This window comes from Streptomyces scopuliridis RB72, from assembly GCF_000718095.1.
Taxonomy (GTDB): Bacteria; Actinomycetota; Actinomycetes; order Streptomycetales; family Streptomycetaceae; genus Streptomyces; species Streptomyces scopuliridis.
Genome location: NZ_JOEI01000010.1, coordinates 18,325 through 33,540, shown reverse-complemented (window position 1 = coordinate 33,540; position 15,216 = coordinate 18,325). Strand labels below are relative to the sequence as shown.

General features: G+C 71.0%; 12 protein-coding genes and 1 pseudogene. 11 read left to right on the top strand and 2 right to left on the bottom strand.

All coding sequences use genetic code 11. The features are described from left to right. Positions 1–67 precede the first annotated feature (67 nt). From IF11_RS0114835 to IF11_RS0114790, 10 genes and pseudogenes are all read left to right on the top strand, one after another. On the top strand, positions 68–1,393 hold the full coding sequence (locus tag IF11_RS0114835) for an ABC transporter substrate-binding protein (protein WP_030352049.1): 1,326 nt from the start codon (positions 68–70) through the stop codon (positions 1,391–1,393). Next, a complete protein-coding gene (locus IF11_RS0114830) occupies positions 1,393–2,334 on the top strand; it encodes a carbohydrate ABC transporter permease (protein WP_051745916.1) in 942 nt (313 codons plus the stop codon). Before IF11_RS0114835 ends, IF11_RS0114830 begins: the two co-directional genes overlap by 1 nt. Further along, positions 2,331–3,176, top strand: coding sequence for a carbohydrate ABC transporter permease (locus IF11_RS0114825; protein WP_030352047.1), 846 nt, complete (start codon positions 2,331–2,333; stop codon positions 3,174–3,176). Before IF11_RS0114830 ends, IF11_RS0114825 begins: the two co-directional genes overlap by 4 nt. Before the next feature lie 33 nt (positions 3,177–3,209). Next, positions 3,210–4,241, top strand: a complete 1,032-nt coding sequence (locus tag IF11_RS0114820; protein ID WP_030352046.1) for a LacI family DNA-binding transcriptional regulator — start codon at positions 3,210–3,212, stop codon at positions 4,239–4,241. Positions 4,242–4,248: 7 nt separating this feature from the next. After that, positions 4,249–4,614 (top strand): annotated as a pseudogene (locus IF11_RS0114815) (LysR substrate-binding domain-containing protein); the annotation flags it as partial. Between the two features lie 203 nt (positions 4,615–4,817). Further along, positions 4,818–5,873 (top strand): FecCD family ABC transporter permease, encoded by a 1,056-nt coding sequence (locus IF11_RS0114810; RefSeq protein WP_240627681.1) that lies wholly within the window; start codon positions 4,818–4,820, stop codon positions 5,871–5,873. 17 nt (positions 5,874–5,890) lie between these two features. Further along, positions 5,891–6,985, top strand: a complete 1,095-nt coding sequence (locus IF11_RS0114805) for a FecCD family ABC transporter permease (protein ID WP_240627682.1) — start codon at positions 5,891–5,893, stop codon at positions 6,983–6,985. Between the two features lie 24 nt (positions 6,986–7,009). Continuing rightward, positions 7,010–7,822, top strand: coding sequence for an ABC transporter ATP-binding protein (locus tag IF11_RS0114800; protein WP_030352042.1), 813 nt, complete (start codon positions 7,010–7,012; stop codon positions 7,820–7,822). Between the two features lie 24 nt (positions 7,823–7,846). Next, positions 7,847–8,884 (top strand): iron-siderophore ABC transporter substrate-binding protein, encoded by a 1,038-nt coding sequence (locus IF11_RS0114795; RefSeq protein WP_030352041.1) that lies wholly within the window; start codon positions 7,847–7,849, stop codon positions 8,882–8,884. A 110-nt stretch (positions 8,885–8,994) separates the two neighbouring features. Further along, positions 8,995–10,266, top strand: a complete 1,272-nt coding sequence (locus IF11_RS0114790) for an acyltransferase family protein (RefSeq protein WP_078490689.1) — start codon at positions 8,995–8,997, stop codon at positions 10,264–10,266. A 106-nt stretch (positions 10,267–10,372) separates the two neighbouring features. Here IF11_RS0114790 and IF11_RS0114785 read toward each other — a convergent pair whose 3' ends face one another. Further along, positions 10,373–12,493 (bottom strand): FUSC family protein, encoded by a 2,121-nt coding sequence (locus IF11_RS0114785; protein WP_037727787.1) that lies wholly within the window; start codon positions 12,491–12,493, stop codon positions 10,373–10,375. A 516-nt stretch (positions 12,494–13,009) separates the two neighbouring features. Between IF11_RS0114785 and IF11_RS0114780 the strand changes: the two genes are divergently transcribed. Continuing rightward, positions 13,010–13,762: a hypothetical protein gene (locus tag IF11_RS0114780; protein WP_030352038.1), complete on the top strand. Its 753-nt coding sequence runs from the start codon at positions 13,010–13,012 to the stop codon at positions 13,760–13,762. An 832-nt stretch (positions 13,763–14,594) separates the two neighbouring features. On the opposite strand, the gene IF11_RS0114775 is transcribed toward IF11_RS0114780, so the two are convergent. Continuing rightward, positions 14,595–15,176, bottom strand: coding sequence for a LuxR C-terminal-related transcriptional regulator (locus tag IF11_RS0114775; protein WP_338119915.1), 582 nt, complete (start codon positions 15,174–15,176; stop codon positions 14,595–14,597). Positions 15,177–15,216: the final 40 nt, after the last annotated feature.

Below are 15,216 nucleotides of genomic sequence, written 5' to 3'. Positions count from 1 at the left end.
GAACGCTCACAGAGCACGACCGGTCCGCCGCAGCCAGGTCGGGGACCATCGTCAGGGGAGAAACACCATGCAATTCACCACGCGCGGACGCCTCATGGCCACATGCCTCACCCTCGCGCTCGGCGCCACCGCCCTCGCCGCCTGCGGCTCGGGCGACGGAGACGACGCGGAGTCCGGGTCGGACGGTCCCGTCTCGCTCACCTACTGGGCCTGGGCGCCCGGCATGGACAAGGTCGCCGACATCTGGAACACGACGGAGGGCAAGAAGACCGGCGTCACGGTCACCGTGAAGAAGCAGGCGTCCGGGGACGATCTGGTCACCAAAATCATCACCGCGGCCAAGGCGAAGAAGGCCCCTGACCTGGTGCAGGCCGAGTACCAGGCGCTCCCGACGCTCGTCAGCAATGACGTACTGGCGGACATCTCCTCGGAAGTCGGCGACGCCAAGGGCCAGTTCGCCCCGGGCGTCTGGCAGCAGACGACGCTCGGCACGGACGCCGTCTACGCGGTCCCGCAGGACTCCGGGCCGATGATGTTCTACTACCGCGAGGACCTCTTCAAGGAGTACGGGCTGACGGTGCCCACCACCTGGGACGAGTTCGCCGACGCCGCCCGCGCCCTGAAGAAGAAGGACCCCTCCAAGGCGCTGACCACCTTCTCCAGCAATGACGCGGGGCTCTTCGCCGGTCTGGCGCAGCAGGCGGGCGCCAGGTGGTGGACGACTCAGGGCGAGACCTGGAAGGTCGGGATAGCCGACGCCGCGACGGCGAAGGTCGCGGACTTCTGGGGTGGTCTGGTCAAGGAAGGCGCCATCGACAACCAGCCCATGTACACGCCCTCCTGGAACAAGGCGCTCAACACGGGCAAGCAACTCGCCTGGGTGAGCGCGGTATGGGCGCCCGGCACTCTGACCACCGCGGCGCCGGACACCAAGGGGAAGTGGGCGATGGCCCCGCTGCCGCAGTGGAACGCGGGAGAGCACAGGACCGGCAGCTGGGGCGGCTCCTCCACCGGTGTCACCAACGACTCGGGCCACAAGAAGGCCGCCGCGCGGTTCGCCGCCTGGCTGAACACGGACAGCCGGGCACTGGCCGCGCTGGTGAAGGAGGGCGGGATCTATCCGGCCGCCACCGCCGCGCAGACGGGCGGCGCGCTCAGCGCGGCCCCCGGCTTCTTCCCCAACCAGCCGGACTTCTACGCACAGGCGGCCGAGATCGCGAAGACCACCGCGCCCTCCGCATGGGGGCCGAATGTGAATGTCGCGTACACCGCGTTCCGTGACTCCTTCGCCTCGGCGGCCAAGAACAAGTCGGACTTCGGCGCGGCCCTCGGCGTCATACAGCGGGACACCGTCGCCGACCTGAAGAAGCAGGGCTTCGAGGTCACCGGCTGATGGCCACGGACCTCCGTCGCGGTGGGCCGCGTCCCGGCAGGTGGCGGGTGCGGGGCGCCCCGTACGCCTTTCTCCTGCCCGCCGTCGCGCTGTTCGCGCTCTTCTTCGCCCTGCCCATCGGTTACGCCCTCTATCTGAGCCTGCGAAAGGTCGAGGTCAAGGGGCTCGGGCTGGGCTCGGGAGCGCGACAGGAGGTGTGGGCGGGGCTCTCCAACTACACCGCCGCGCTCTCCGACTCCGAGCTGCTCTCCAGTGCGCTGCGCGTGCTGGGCTACGGCGCGATCGTCGTGCCGTCGATGCTGGGGCTCGCGCTCGTACTGGCGCTGATGCTGGACGCCGAGCGCACCCGGCTCGGCGGTTTCTCGCGGCTCGCGATCTTCCTGCCGTACGCCGTCCCCGGGGTGATCGCCGCGCTGATGTGGGGCTTCCTCTATCTGCCGGACGTCAGCCCGTTCCACTATCTGCTCGACAGGGCGGGTCTGCCGGCGCCCGATCTGCTGGACGGCGGGCCGCTCTATGTGGCGCTGGCCAATATCGCGCTGTGGGGCGGCACCGGCTTCAACATGATCGTCATCTATACGTCGTTGCGCTCGATCCCCGTGGAGATCTACGAGGCGGCCAGGCTCGACGGCGCCTCGCAGCTCCAGACGGCCCTGCGGATCAAGATCCCGATCGTCGCGCCCTCGCTGGTGCTGACCTTCTTCTTCTCGATCATCGCGACGCTCCAGGTGTTCAGCGAGCCGACGACGCTCAAGCCGCTGACCAACTCGCTGTCCACCACCTGGTCCCCGCTGATGAAGGTCTATCAGGACGCCTTCGTCAAGAACGACATCTATTCGGCGGCGGCCACCTCGGTGGTCATCGCCGTCATCACCCTCGTACTGTCCTTCGGCTTCCTCAAGACCGTGGGCTCCCGTTCGAACCGGGGAGAGACCCAGTGACCGCTCCCGCCACCCGCCGTATCGCCTGGGTGCCGACCGTGGCGCTGCTGGTCGGCGCCCTGTACTGCCTGCTGCCCGTGGCCTGGGTCGTGGTGGCGGCGACGAAGTCCGGCCGTGAGCTGTTCTCCACCTTCACCTTCCTGCCCGGCACCGGCTTCACCGACAATGTCGCCGACCTGTCCGCGTACCGCGACGGGGTGTACTGGCGGTGGATGCTCAACTCCCTCTTCTACGCGGGGTTCGGCGCCCTGCTGTCGACCGCGGTGTCCGCGCTGAGCGGCTACGCGCTGGCGGTCTACCGCTTCCGGGGCCGCGAGACCCTCTTCAACGTCCTGCTGGCGGGCGTACTGATGCCGCCGGTCATCCTGGCCGTACCGCAGTATCTGCTGATGGCGAAGGCCGATATGGCGGACAGCTATCTGTCCGTGCTGCTCCCGCTGATCCTCTCGCCGTACGGGGTCTATCTCGCCCGGATCTACGCGGCGGCGGCCGTGCCGCCCGATGTGGTGGAGGCGGGGCGGATGGACGGCGGCGGCGAGTGGCGGATCTTCCGGTCGGTGGCGCTGCCGATGATGGTGCCGGGTCTGGTGACGGTGTTCCTCTTCCAGTTCGTCGCCGTGTGGAACAACTTCCTGCTCCCGTACATCATGCTCGGCGACGACCAGAAGTTCCCCGTCACCCTGGGTCTGTACACCCTGCTCCAGCAGGGCTCCAACACCCCCGCCCTCTACACTCTGGTGATCACCGGTGCTCTGCTCGCGGTGCTGCCGCTGATCGCGCTGTTCCTGGTCATCCAGCGGTTCTGGAGCCTGGATCTGCTGTCCGGGGCCGTAAAGTCCTGACGCGACAGGCACGATCATGAGAGAACGACACGTATGAGCCGCACGGGCAGCAACGGCCGGCGCAAGCCGCCCACGATCCATGACGTGGCACGGGAGGCGGGTGTCTCACGGGGCACCGTCTCGCGCGTGCTCAACGGCGGCCACTATGTGAGCCCGGCAGCGGAGGAGGCGGTCAACGCCGCGATCCGCAAGACCGGTTACGTGGTCAACCGGCACGCGCGCAGTCTGATCACGGGCCGGTCCGACTCGGTCGCCTTTCTGCTCACCGAACCGCAGGAGCGCTTCTTCGAGGACCCCAACTTCAATGTGCTGCTGCGCGGTTGTACGCAGGCGCTGGCCGACCACGACATTCCGCTGCTGCTGATGATCGCGGGTACGAAGGACGAACGGCGCAGGATCACGCGGTACATCACGGCCGGCCATGTGGACGGTGTGCTGCTGGTGTCCAGTCACTCCGGGGACCCGGTCGCCGAGCAACTGCGCGCGGCGCGCGTCCCGCTGGTGGCCTGCGGCAAGCCGCTGGGACAGAGCTCGCGGGTCAGCTATGTCGCGGCCGACGACCGGGACGGCGCGCGGGAGATGGTGCGCCATCTCGTACGGAGCGGACGCCGGCGGATCGCCACGGTGACCGGTCCGCTCGACACCCCGGGCGGCACCGAACGGCTCGCCGGGTACCGGGACGTGCTCGCCGAGGCCGGTATCGAGGCCGATGAACGGCTGGTCGCCACCGGGGACTACAGCAGGGCGAGCGGCGAGTCGTGCGCCGCCGAACTGCTGCGTCGGGCACCGGACATGGACGCGGTGTTCGTCGCGTCCGACCTGATGGCTCAGGGCGTGCTGAGCGCGCTGCGGGACGCGGGCCGCCGGGTGCCCGACGATGTGGCGGTGGGCGGGTTCGACGACTCACCGGCGGCGCTGGACACCCGGCCCGCTCTCACCACGATCCGGCAGCCGTGGGACCGGATCAGCTCGGAGATGGTGCGGGTGCTGCTCGCGCAGATCGGCGGGGAGGACACGTCCACGGTGATTCTCCCCACCGAACTGGTGCGGCGCGGATCGGCCTGACGCGCCCCTGGCCGCCGACGACCCCTGGGCCAAGCGCCGCTCCCTCGGGCTGGACGAAGTCCGGGAGCGGACGATCCTCGTCGACCGGCGCACCGGCACCACCACGGCCGGTCTCTGGCCGGACGGCGCCCGGCCGACGGTGGAGTTCACCCAGGACATCGACGACTGGCTGGCGTTGATCGCCACCGGCCGCAGCATCGGCATCACCCCGCAGAGCACCGTCAGCCAGTACCGACGCCATGGGATCGTCTTCCGGCCGCTGCGCGACGCGCCGCCGATCGTGGTCCGGCTCATCTGGCCCCGGCACGACCCCCACCCGGCGACGGACGCCGCCGTCACCCTTCTGACCGAGCTGTATCAGCCGCCCCGGTGAGCCCGCGCATCCGCGGCCGGAGAGCCCGTACGCGCGCCGTGAGTGAGCTCTCCCGGAGGGGTGCGCGCACGCCCGCGCTTCAATGTTAGGGTCACCTTACTTTTTGGATGGTGAGGTTCCGCCCGGTGGACAGCCGGTCGCGGAGAGGCAGTGAGGGCGGCACACATGCGCGAGGGCACGATCGGTTCGAAGGCCCGCGGGGCGTGACGGCGGACTCGCTGACCGGCGTGGAGACCGGGAAAGCCGGTCGTGCGGTCCGGAGCCGTCCGCTGCTCGCCGTGGGTCTGCTGCTGACGGCGGGTGTGCTCGCGGTGGCGACCTGGGCGAGTCTGGTGGTCGGTTCGGGAGACGCCGGCGCGGGCGATGTGGTCCGTGCGCTGCTCGATCCCGATCTGTCCGACAAGGGGCAGCTGATCGTGCGGGAGGTACGTATTCCGCGTACGGTCGCCGGTCTGCTGGCGGGCGCGGCGCTGGGCCTGGCCGGGGCGGTGATGCAGGGGGTGGCCCGTAATCCGCTGGCCGACCCGGGCATCCTCGGGATCAACGCGGGTGCGTCGGTGGTCGTGGTGTTCGCGATCGGTGTGCTCGGGCTGACGGAGCCGTCGCGGTACATCTGGTTCGGGTTTCTCGGTGCGCTCGGCGCTGCCTTGCTGGTCTATGGCATCGGCTCGCTCGGCCGGGAGGGCGCCACGCCCGTGAAGCTCGCTCTCGCCGGCGCGGCGACCAGCGCCGTACTCGGTTCGCTGACCACCGCCATGCTGCTGACGGACCGTCAGACCTTCGATCAGTTCCGCTTCTGGCAGGTCGGCTCGCTCGCCGACAGGGATCCCCACGTGCTCTGGCAGGCGCTGCCGTTCATCGGTGTGGGCGCCGTGTTCGCGCTGGCGCTCGGTCCACGGCTGAACGCCCTCTCGCTCGGTGACGACCTCGCGCGGGCGCTGGGGCAGCGCGTGGGGGCGGCCCGGCTGGCGTCGGCCGCGGCTGTGGTGCTGCTGTGCGGCGCGGCCACCGCGATCGCCGGGCCCATCGGCTTCGTCGGCCTCCTCGTCCCGCATGCCGCGCGGGTCGTCACGGGCCCGGACTACCGCTGGATCCTGCCGTACAGCCTGCTTCTGGCGCCCGTTCTGGTGCTGGTCTCGGACATCGTGGGGCGGGTCATCGCCTCACCCGGCGAGGTACAGGTGGGGATCGTGACGGCCGCCATCGGTGCGGTGCCCTTCGTGATGCTGGTGCGCCGCCGCAATCTGGTGGAGCTGTGAGGGAGTTGGCGTCGGACGTGACGGGTGACACGGCCGGAGAGATACGACCCCCGGGCGGTGCGCTCACGGAGGAGCGGCTGGCCGGTGCCGTACGGGAGGTCGCCCTGGTCCGCCGGGCGGGCCGGGCCCGTGCCACCGCCGTCTCCGCCGCTTTGCTGGCCGCCGCGTTCGCCGCGCTGTGTCTGGCGCTGTCCGTGGGCGATTTCGTCGTACCGCTCCGCGAGGTCGTCGCCACCCTGGCCGGCGGGGGCGACGCAGGTTCCCGGTTCGTCATCATCGAGCTGCGGCTGCCGCGCGCGCTGACCGGTCTGCTGGTGGGGGCGGCGTTCGGGCTGTCCGGGGCGGTGTTCCAGACGCTGCTGCGCAACCCGCTGGCCAGCCCCGACATGATCGGTATCACCTGGGGCGCGAGCGCCGCGGGTGTGCTGGCCAGTGCGGTCTTCGGCGTCAGCGGTTTCCCGCTCTCGGTCTGCGCCCTGGCGGGAGCGCTGCTGACCGCGGTGGCGATCTACGCACTGGCCTGGCGCGAAGGCGTCGCCGGATACCGGCTCGTGCTGGTCGGTGTCGGCGTCGGGGCGGGGTTGTCCAGCCTGGTCTCGTATCTGCTGACCAGCTCGGCGGTGACCGAGGCGCAGAAGGCCCTCGCGTGGCTGACGGGCAGCCTCAACGGCCGGTCCTGGGAGCAGATGTGGCCGCTGCTGGGGGCCATGGTGGTGCTCGTACCGCTGACCTTCCTGGCGGCGCGCTCATTGCCGGCGATGCAGCTCGGGGACGACACCGCGCGGGGCCTCGGCACCCGGGTGGAGCGCGGCCGGCCGGCGCTGATCGGCTGCGCGGTGGCACTCGCGGGGGTGGCGACGGCCGCGGCGGGCCCGGTGGGTTTCGTGGCCTTCCTGTCCGCGCCGATCGCACGCCGGCTGCTGCCGCGCCAGGGCGCCGCGCTGCTGCCCGCCGCGCTGACGGGGGCGCTGATCGTGAGCGTCGCGGACTTCGCGGCACAACATCTGCTGGGCTCCGTGCAGTTCCCGGTGGGCGTGGTGACGAGCATGATCGGTGCCCCGTATCTGCTGTGGCTGCTGGCGCGCTCGAACCGTGTGGGGAAGGGCGGCTGACCGATGGAACGGAAGGATCTGCGCATGGGTGCGGAACACACGCTGGCGGCGCGGGACGTCCGGCTCGGCTACGACGGCCGCGAGGTCGTCAGCGGGCTGAGTCTGGACATACCGCCCGGCGCGATCACCATGATCGTCGGCCCGAACGCCTGCGGTAAGTCCACCCTGTTGCGTTCGATGGCCCGGCTGCTGGCGCCGTCCTCGGGCAGTGTGCTCCTGGACGGCAGGAGCATCCAGGAGATGCCGACCAAGGAAGTGGCGTCGGTGCTCGGCATCCTGCCGCAGAGCCCGGTCGCGCCGGACGGCATCACCGTGAGCGATCTGGTGGGCCGCGGCCGCTATCCGCACCAGGGGTGGTTCCGCCGCTGGACGGCCGAGGACGACACGGCCGTGGCGCGGGCGCTGCTCGCCACCGATGTGCTGGAGCTCGCCGGGCGGCCGGTCGACGAGCTGTCCGGTGGCCAGCGGCAGCGGGTGTGGATCGCGATGGCGCTCTCCCAGCGTACGGACATCCTGCTGCTGGACGAGCCGACGACGTTCCTCGACATCAGCCACCAGCTCGATGTACTGGACCTGCTGACCGATCTGAACCGTGAGTACGGCACGACCATCGCGGTCGTCCTGCACGATCTGAATCTGGCCTGCCGGTACGCCGACCAGCTGGTCGCGATGAAGGACGGGCGGATCGTGGCGGAGGGCGCGCCCACGGAGATCGTGACGGCGGAGCTGGTCACGGAGGTGTTCGGGATGCGCTGTTCGGTCGCCGAGGACCCCGCCTCGGGCACGCCCATGATCGTACCGATCGGGCGTCATCACATCACCCCGGTTCAGGCATGATTTAGGGTAGGCTAACCTAAATCCATGGCATCGCGAAAGAACCCCTCCGCTCCCCCCGCACACCGCTCCCGGCCGGCTTCCGTCGCGCTGTGGGCCGTACTCGCCGCCCTCGTCGTGGGGTTGACGGCCTGCGGCACCACATCGGACTCCGGCAGCGCCTCACCGGAGGCCGCGTCCGGTGCCGAGGACGGTGCCTTCCCCGCCACCGTCGCGACCAAGTTCGGCGACATCACCCTGAAGCAGCGGCCCGAGCGCGTCGTCGCGCTGGGCTGGGGCGACGCCGAGGCCGTGCTCTCGCTCGGCGGTCAGCCCGTCGGAGCCAGCGACTGGCTGGCGTTCGGCGGCGACGGGGTCGGCCCCTGGGCGAAGGGCCTCTACAAGAAGAGCCCCCGGATGATCGGCACACTGGAGCCGGAGTTCGAGAAGATCGCGGCCCTCAAGCCCGATCTGATCCTGGACACCAAGTCCAGCGGCGATCAGTCCCGTTACGACACGCTCAGCAAGATCGCGCCCACCGTCGGCGTCCCGAAGGGCGGCGACCAGTACAAGATCTCGTGGCGCGAGCAGACCGAGATGGTCGCGACCGCCCTCGGTGTTCCCGGGAAGGGCGAGGCGCTCATCTCCGAGACCGAGAAGAAGTTCCAGGACTCGGCCGCCGCCCACCCCGAGTTCAAGAACAAGACCATCACCCTCGGCTCCCGGACCAGCGACGGGTTCGGCGCGTATGTGCACGGCACGGGCCGCGTCGACTTCGTCGAGCGCCTCGGCTTCAAGAACAACCCGGAGGTCGACGCCAAGGCAGGCGCGTCGTTCTACATCGATGTCTCCCGCGAGAACCTCGATCTGCTCGACGCCGATCTGACGGTGATGACCCCCATCGGGATCCCCGCCTCGAAGATCGCCGACGACCCGCTGTACCGGGCCGTCCCCTCCGTCAAGGCGGGCCGTTCGGTGGTGTTCGACGACGAGACCCTCAGTGCGGCCTTCTCGACGGACTCGGTGTTCTCGGTGGCGTACGCGCTGGAGAAGGTCGTCCCGCTCTTCGCCGAGCCGCTGAAGTAGCCGCTCCCTTCGACACCGGGCTTTCACGCCGGTGCGCGGCGGACGTGTGGTGTTTCTGAGATTTCCGTTAACTGTCGCGTGCGCCGCCGCATCCTGGGCACGGGCACTGAATGGACACCCCACCCACCGCGGACGCACGAGGCAGCGCGGGCACCGCTGCCGTACACCTACCCGACCGGGCCGGACACCACGCCGCCCGGCCCGGTGTCGCTCTGGCTCTCCTCCCACGACGGGTCGAGGGCCGGCTCGTCAGGGGCGGGCGCGGGTTCCCCTCCGCGCTGCGGGCCGACGGACGGGTCCGGGGCGTGGACGGGCTGCGGGCGCTGGCCGTCGGGGTGGTCATCGTCTACCACCTGGAACCGGGCCTGCTGCCGGGCGGCGCCCTGGGGGTGGATGTCTTCTTCACCATCAGCGGCTTCGTCATCACGCGGCTGCTGCTGGCCGAGTTCGCCCGTACCGGCGACGTCGCCATGCGGTCCTTCTACTGGCGGCGCTGGCTGCGACTGGTCCCCGCCCTGCTGGCGGTCTGCGCGGTGTGCGCCGTCCTTGCGCTCACCACGCGGCTGCCGAGTTTCGACGGCGCGTGGGCGGCGATCGTGCTGGCCGCCACCTTCCTGATGAATATCGTCAGGGCCGCCCAGCCCGGCACCTATTCGAGCGACACCTCTCTGCTGTCCCACACCTGGTCGCTGAGTGTGGAGGAGCAGTTCTACCTGTTCTGGCCGCCCGTTCTGGTGCTGCTCCTGCGGCGGGTCGGCGCGCGGACCGTGCTGCTCTGCGCCACGGCGCTGTGTCTGCTGCCACTGGTCTGGCGCTTCATCCTGTGGAACCCGACGGCGGCGCACCGCATCTACAACGGCGTCGACACCCGCGCGGACCAGCTGCTGGCCGGTGCGGTCCTCGCGGTCCTGGTGGCCCGGCTGCATACGGACGACCCGCGGCTGGCCGCGCTGCGGCGATGGTCGGCGCGGCTGGCCTGGCCCGCGCTGGGGGTCCTGGCGCTGATCGTCTGGTACGTACCGATGACCGGCGCCAGCGCCTGGACGATGCCCTGGTACACCGTCGGCTTCCTGGTGACCGCCGTGCTGTCGGCGACGGTGGTGGCGGCGCTGGAACTCCAGCCGCGTACCTGGCTCTCCCGGGGACTGTCCCTGGCCCCGCTCGTCTGGGTCGGCCGCAACCTCAGCTACGGCCTCTATCTGTGGCACTACCCGCTCAGCCGGCTGGTCTCCGATCTGGGCGTGGACGCCGCGTGGCACGCGACCGCCACGGTCGCCGCCAGCTTCGCCGCCGCCACGGCCTCCCACTACCTCATCGAGAAGCCGCTCACCCGGCGCAAACAGCCACGGTCGGCCGCCGTCCCGGCCGTCACCGTCACCTGACGGCATGACGGCATGACGGTGTGAACGGTGTCACGGGACGGGTTCGTACGAGACCGTACGGGACAGGACGCGTCCGCCTGCCGGGGTGGTGATGACCGGCGCCGTCTCAGGCGACGGTGGTCAGGGACTGGATGCCGTGCAGCTCGGTCATCACATCGCGCAGCGAACGGCAGTCCTTCGGGACCGGGGGCAGCACGGGCATCGGGGTATCCCGGCCGCCCTCCAGCGCGTCCGCCATCGCGGCCAGCGCTCCGGTCACCCACCGCGCCTCGGTGGGCGTGGGCCGGGGCACCCCCTGCTCGACGCGTACGGCGCAGACGGTGGCGGCGTCGACGATGCGCTCCGCGCGCGCCATGACGGCCAGCCAGTCGTGACGGTGTGCGCGGTGGGGCCCCGGCAACTCGGCCGCGGCCGTCTCCGCGGCGGCCCGCGCCTCGGAGAGCGCCCGGTACGCCGCGTACCGCAGCGCGATGCCCGTCGCGTCTCCGCCACGGGGCGCCGCCACTGTGCCCGAAGCGCCCGCGGACGTGGCGGGTACGGAGGTGGCGGGTACGGAGGTGGCGGGTGCGGTCCCGGGGTCGTCGAGTACGTGCCGCAGATACCGCTCCGTGCGGCGCAGCGCGACGGCGAAGCGGTGGCCGACCCGCACACGCGGGTCCGTCAGATGCGGAAGGTGGCCGACGAGCAGCACGATCCCGCAGGCGAGTGCCGTGTCCAGCAGCCGGGCGGCGGTCGCCTCGGTGTCACCCACCGCGTATACGAAGGAGAGGACGAGCAGCGTCACCACCGCGGTCTGGAAGCCGAAGTGGCGCGTGGCGACCGGGATGAGCGCACCGCCCGCCACGACCACGGCGACCAGCCACCACAGGCCGCCGAGTCCCGCCATGGCCAGGGTGAGGACCGTGAAGACGAGCACGCCGGTGGCGGTGCCGGCGACGCGGTTGACCACACGGGAGAAGAGCGGCCCCAGATCGGGCTTCACCAGAAACGCCGCGGTGGCCGGGAGCCAGTACCAGTGGGTCTGATGGAGGCTGAGCGCGACGGCGGCGCTGGCCGCGACGCAGAGCGCCACGCGCAGCGCGTTCTCGCGCCTGGCGGGGGCGAACGCGCGGCCGAGCGTACGGAGCGAGCCGGGCGCGGTCAGCTCCTTCAGCGCCCGGCGGGCGCCGCGCGTGTTCAGGGACGGACGCGGGGGGCGCGGCGGACGCGTCGGCTCGTACGGTACGGGCGTCCGCCCCGGCGCCGTACGGTCGAAGGTCACCGCGGCGGCCAGCAGCGCCCGGTCGAACGCGCCGCGCTGGACCGTGTCGGAGACGGGGCTCGCCAGCGCGCCGGGGGCGGAGTCGGTACGTACGGCGGCGGCCAGCAGGCGCGGTGCGTCCGCCACTTGCCGGGGCAGCGGCCTGCCCTCCCACAGCAGCGCGATCCCGGCCTCGCACAGGGCGGTGGCGGCGGCGAAGCGCTCCGTTATCCGGTACGCCTGGGCGGAGCCGCGGCCCTCGCGCCGGCCGGGGAAGGCCCCGGGGAAGGGCCTGGGGAAGGGCCTGGGGAAGGGCAGCAGCCGCATCAGGCGCAGCGACTCGTCCGCGCGGTGCTGTGCGGCGATCAGCCGCCTTCGGGCGGGCTCCGCGTCGGGTCCGCCGAGGGCGTGGAGGGCGTCGGCGAGCGCGTCGAAGACCGCGGCGACGGCTTCGCGTTCCCCCTCGCGGCGGGCGCCGCGCCGCAGGATGTGGCGCGGGGCGCGCAGCAGGAACCGGAGCAGCAGGAGCCAGGCCGCGCCGCCCAGATAGCAGACGGCCTTGAGCCACGCGGGGCCCGGTATCGGCATCCCCGCGCCGATCGCCGCGGTGACCAGACACTGCATGGCCGCCGCCGACCACACCGGGCCGGTCACACTCAGCGCGCCGGAGAGCCAGCCCACCGCGAAGAGCGCGGGTACGGCGCTCCAGCGGCTCCCGGCGTCGGCGAGCAGTCCCCCGCACAGCAGTCCGAGGGCGCCGCCGACGGCGGGCAGACCGATGTGGACCACGCCGGTACGCCGCGTACCCGGCCGGTCGTTGACACCGGCGAGCATCGCGCCGAGCCCGGCGAGGACCGCCTGGCTCAGGTGTCCGGTCAGCAGGCCGAGCGCCAGCAGCGGTCCGGCGCTCAGGGCGCCGCGGAGCGCGGCGGTCCACGGGATGGGCGCGGAGCGCCAGCCCAGGGGGTGCGTGAGCCATGCGGGCATGGACCGCCCGGTGGAGGCAGAGGGGCGGGGGAAAAGCGGTGCGGACACAAGTCTCCTGTACGACCGGCCTTGTCGAGCGAGGGAAGCAGACCGGCGGGCAGCAGCGACCGCGTGTCCCCGACCGTAACACCAACGCTTGTCTTTCGAGCTGCCGTTCTGTTACGCGCGGATGTCGCACGCGTTCCAGGGCTGTGCGGCTCCCGGCCGCCGAGGCCCCCGGCTCCGACCGACCGCCGGGTTCCACGTGCGGCCACACTGCCTGGCCGCGGAACCAATTCCCACGGCATCTTCTCGGCGGGCGCTTCGCTCCTCGGTCTCACACCACCCTTGCGTCAAGGGGGAGTTGGGCTGCCGAGGCGGCCGTTTCACACCTCGGCGCACGGGCTCGACACCCCGAACCCCGGGCCGTACGGCGCTCATCCGTTACCAGTCACAACGCAACAGAGCCTAGTCTGCTCTCCAGCGGTCACCAACGGGGGCAACAACAGCGGTGACACGGAACGAGAGGGCTTCACCATGACATCCCCGTCCAACACACCGGACAGCATCGAAACCACGACGGCGCTCCTGCGCGATGAACTGCCGCAGCTGGAAACACAGCAGCAGTCACTCGAACGGGAACTGGCCGGCGTCACCGAGCGCCTGGAGTCGGTACGTACCGCCCTGGGCGCCCTGCAGGCACTCACCCATGCCCCCCAGGCGCTGGAGACCGTGCCGGAGCAGCGGACCGAGGAACCGTCGGCCGTAGCGGCTCCCGCCGCGCAGGCTCCCGTCGTGGAGACCGTTGTGGCGGAGACTCCCGCCACGGAGGCACCGGCTGAGGAAGCCTCCACCGAGGAAGCCCCCGTACCCGCCGAGGAGAAGCCGGCGCCCGCACCCGCCAAGGCGGGCAAGTCCCGTAAGTCCGCGTCGGCGTCGGCGCGCACCTCCGGCGGGGGTTCCGGGGCGAAGTCGCAGGCGCCCAAGGAGCGGAAGAGCAGCCCGGCCAAGAAGTCCGCGCCCGCCACGGCCACGAAGACCCGTGCGGCGAAGAAGACGGCCGCCCCCGCCGCGGCGGACGAGCAGGCGAGCGGACTGACCGAGCAGATCCTCGCGGTGCTCGCGGCGTCCGCCGGCAGCCCCGTCCGTGCCCGCGATGTGGCACAGGCGCTGGGCCGTGACGGCACCCCCGGCAGCATCAACGCGGTACGCAGCACCCTCGACCGGCTCGTCGGCACCTCGCGGGCCCACCGCGCCGGCCGCGGCCTCTACCAGGCGTCCGCCGGCTGAGGATCCGTCTGATCGCCCCCCACACAGCACCTGTGTCCGCCTCTCGTATCGAGGTCTCTTCCGGACCGGCCGTGGCTCAGCCACGGTCGGTCCGGATTCGGTTGCGGCCGGGGGATTAAAAGCAGGGCGTGAGGGGAAAGGCGCCGTCCGGCGAATCCACGGCGCCCGACTATGCACCCGGCACTTCTCGGCCACATTTTCCGGCTGATTCCGGCCGACAGTATCCGCGACCGCAGTTGCCCCGTCCGGAATCGCCGGTCGAATCGGTCAGCAAAACCACACGCGGCGGTGGCCAAACCCACACGGTAACCATTCCCTTCGAACATCGGGCTTCGAAATGTGCCGCACAGCACAATTACTGTGGGCCGCTCACTCTCCATGGCGCGGGGCACCTGTCGTAGAGACGAAGTGAAACGTTTTTCGCACGCCATCGACGCGAAATAGCACATACATGTGAACTCCACTATCGCCACGCCGCCGGGTTCACTCACCGCGCGGCGGCGGCACACGCCTTCGGCGCGGTCTTCGGCAATGCCCCGGCAAACAGACAACCGGGACGGCACAAGCGGACTCGGCGAGAGGGATTTTACGGTCGCATGACCAACCGAACGCGCGACGGATACCGGGCGAAATAGCCGGCGGAGCGGATCGGTGAAGGAAGCCGGACAAGAACGCGGAAACCCGCCGGACCGTGGCGCCCGGTCGAGGCGTCACGGTCCGGCGGGTCGATGCGCGGTGCGGCGGGTGGCTGCGCGGTGCGGCGGATTCCCGCGATATAGGCGGTATCAACCGCGGCGGACAGAGCCGTTGGCGGCCGGCTCCGCCGCCGTGGTCACTTGATGAAGTCCTCGACGACCTTCGGCGGCCAGGTGCCGACGTTCAGCACGCCCATCGAGTAGGCCCGGGAGACCAGCGCGGCCCGGTTGGGCACCCTGAGCTTCCGGAGCAGCCCTGTCACGTGGTACTCCACGCCCTGCCGGCTCAGATAGAGCCGGGAGGCCAGCGGGATCGTGGACAGACCAGCGGCTATGCCCTCAAGAATGCGCGCGTCGATCTCGGTGAGGATCTTCTTCTGGTTGGTCAGCACGCCCGCGTCCTCGGACCCCTCCGAGGAGCGCATGAGCACCAGGATCGCGGCCACGTCGGGGGTTTCCCCGCTGACGGCCGCGGCCGTCAGCGTCCCCGCGAACGCGGAGTCCTCGGGTCCCACGGCCACCACATGCGAGGCGAACCGCTGGCGCTTGCCCTCCACCAGGCGGGAGAACTGGCGCATCAGCGGCTGCTGGACGCTGGGATGCACCAGATCGCGGAAGCTACGGCCGCAGACGCCTGCCGAGGAGTCGCCGAACCGGCGGAAGAACTCCTCGTTCGCCTGCTGGATGGTCAGAGCCGGGTCGAGCGAGGCCATGCACAGCCCCGGCTGGTCGAACTGCTGGGCGCGTCCGTGCCCGTTC

What these genes read in the sequence shown, in the direction of transcription:
- IF11_RS0114835 (WP_030352049.1), top strand. Translation starts at nt 68, where the DNA reads ATGCAATTCACCACGCGCGGACGCCTCATGGCCACATGCCTCACCCTC.
- IF11_RS0114830 (WP_051745916.1), top strand. Translation starts at nt 1,393, where the DNA reads ATGGCCACGGACCTCCGTCGCGGTGGGCCGCGTCCCGGCAGGTGGCGG.
- IF11_RS0114820 (WP_030352046.1), top strand. Translation starts at nt 3,210, where the DNA reads ATGAGCCGCACGGGCAGCAACGGCCGGCGCAAGCCGCCCACGATCCAT.
- IF11_RS0114800 (WP_030352042.1), top strand. Translation starts at nt 7,010, where the DNA reads ATGGGTGCGGAACACACGCTGGCGGCGCGGGACGTCCGGCTCGGCTAC.
- IF11_RS0114795 (WP_030352041.1), top strand. Translation starts at nt 7,847, where the DNA reads ATGGCATCGCGAAAGAACCCCTCCGCTCCCCCCGCACACCGCTCCCGG.
- IF11_RS0114790 (WP_078490689.1), top strand. Translation starts at nt 8,995, where the DNA reads ATGGACACCCCACCCACCGCGGACGCACGAGGCAGCGCGGGCACCGCT.
- IF11_RS0114785 (WP_037727787.1), bottom strand. Translation starts at nt 12,493, where the DNA reads ATGCCCGCATGGCTCACGCACCCCCTGGGCTGGCGCTCCGCGCCCATC.
- IF11_RS0114780 (WP_030352038.1), top strand. Translation starts at nt 13,010, where the DNA reads ATGACATCCCCGTCCAACACACCGGACAGCATCGAAACCACGACGGCG.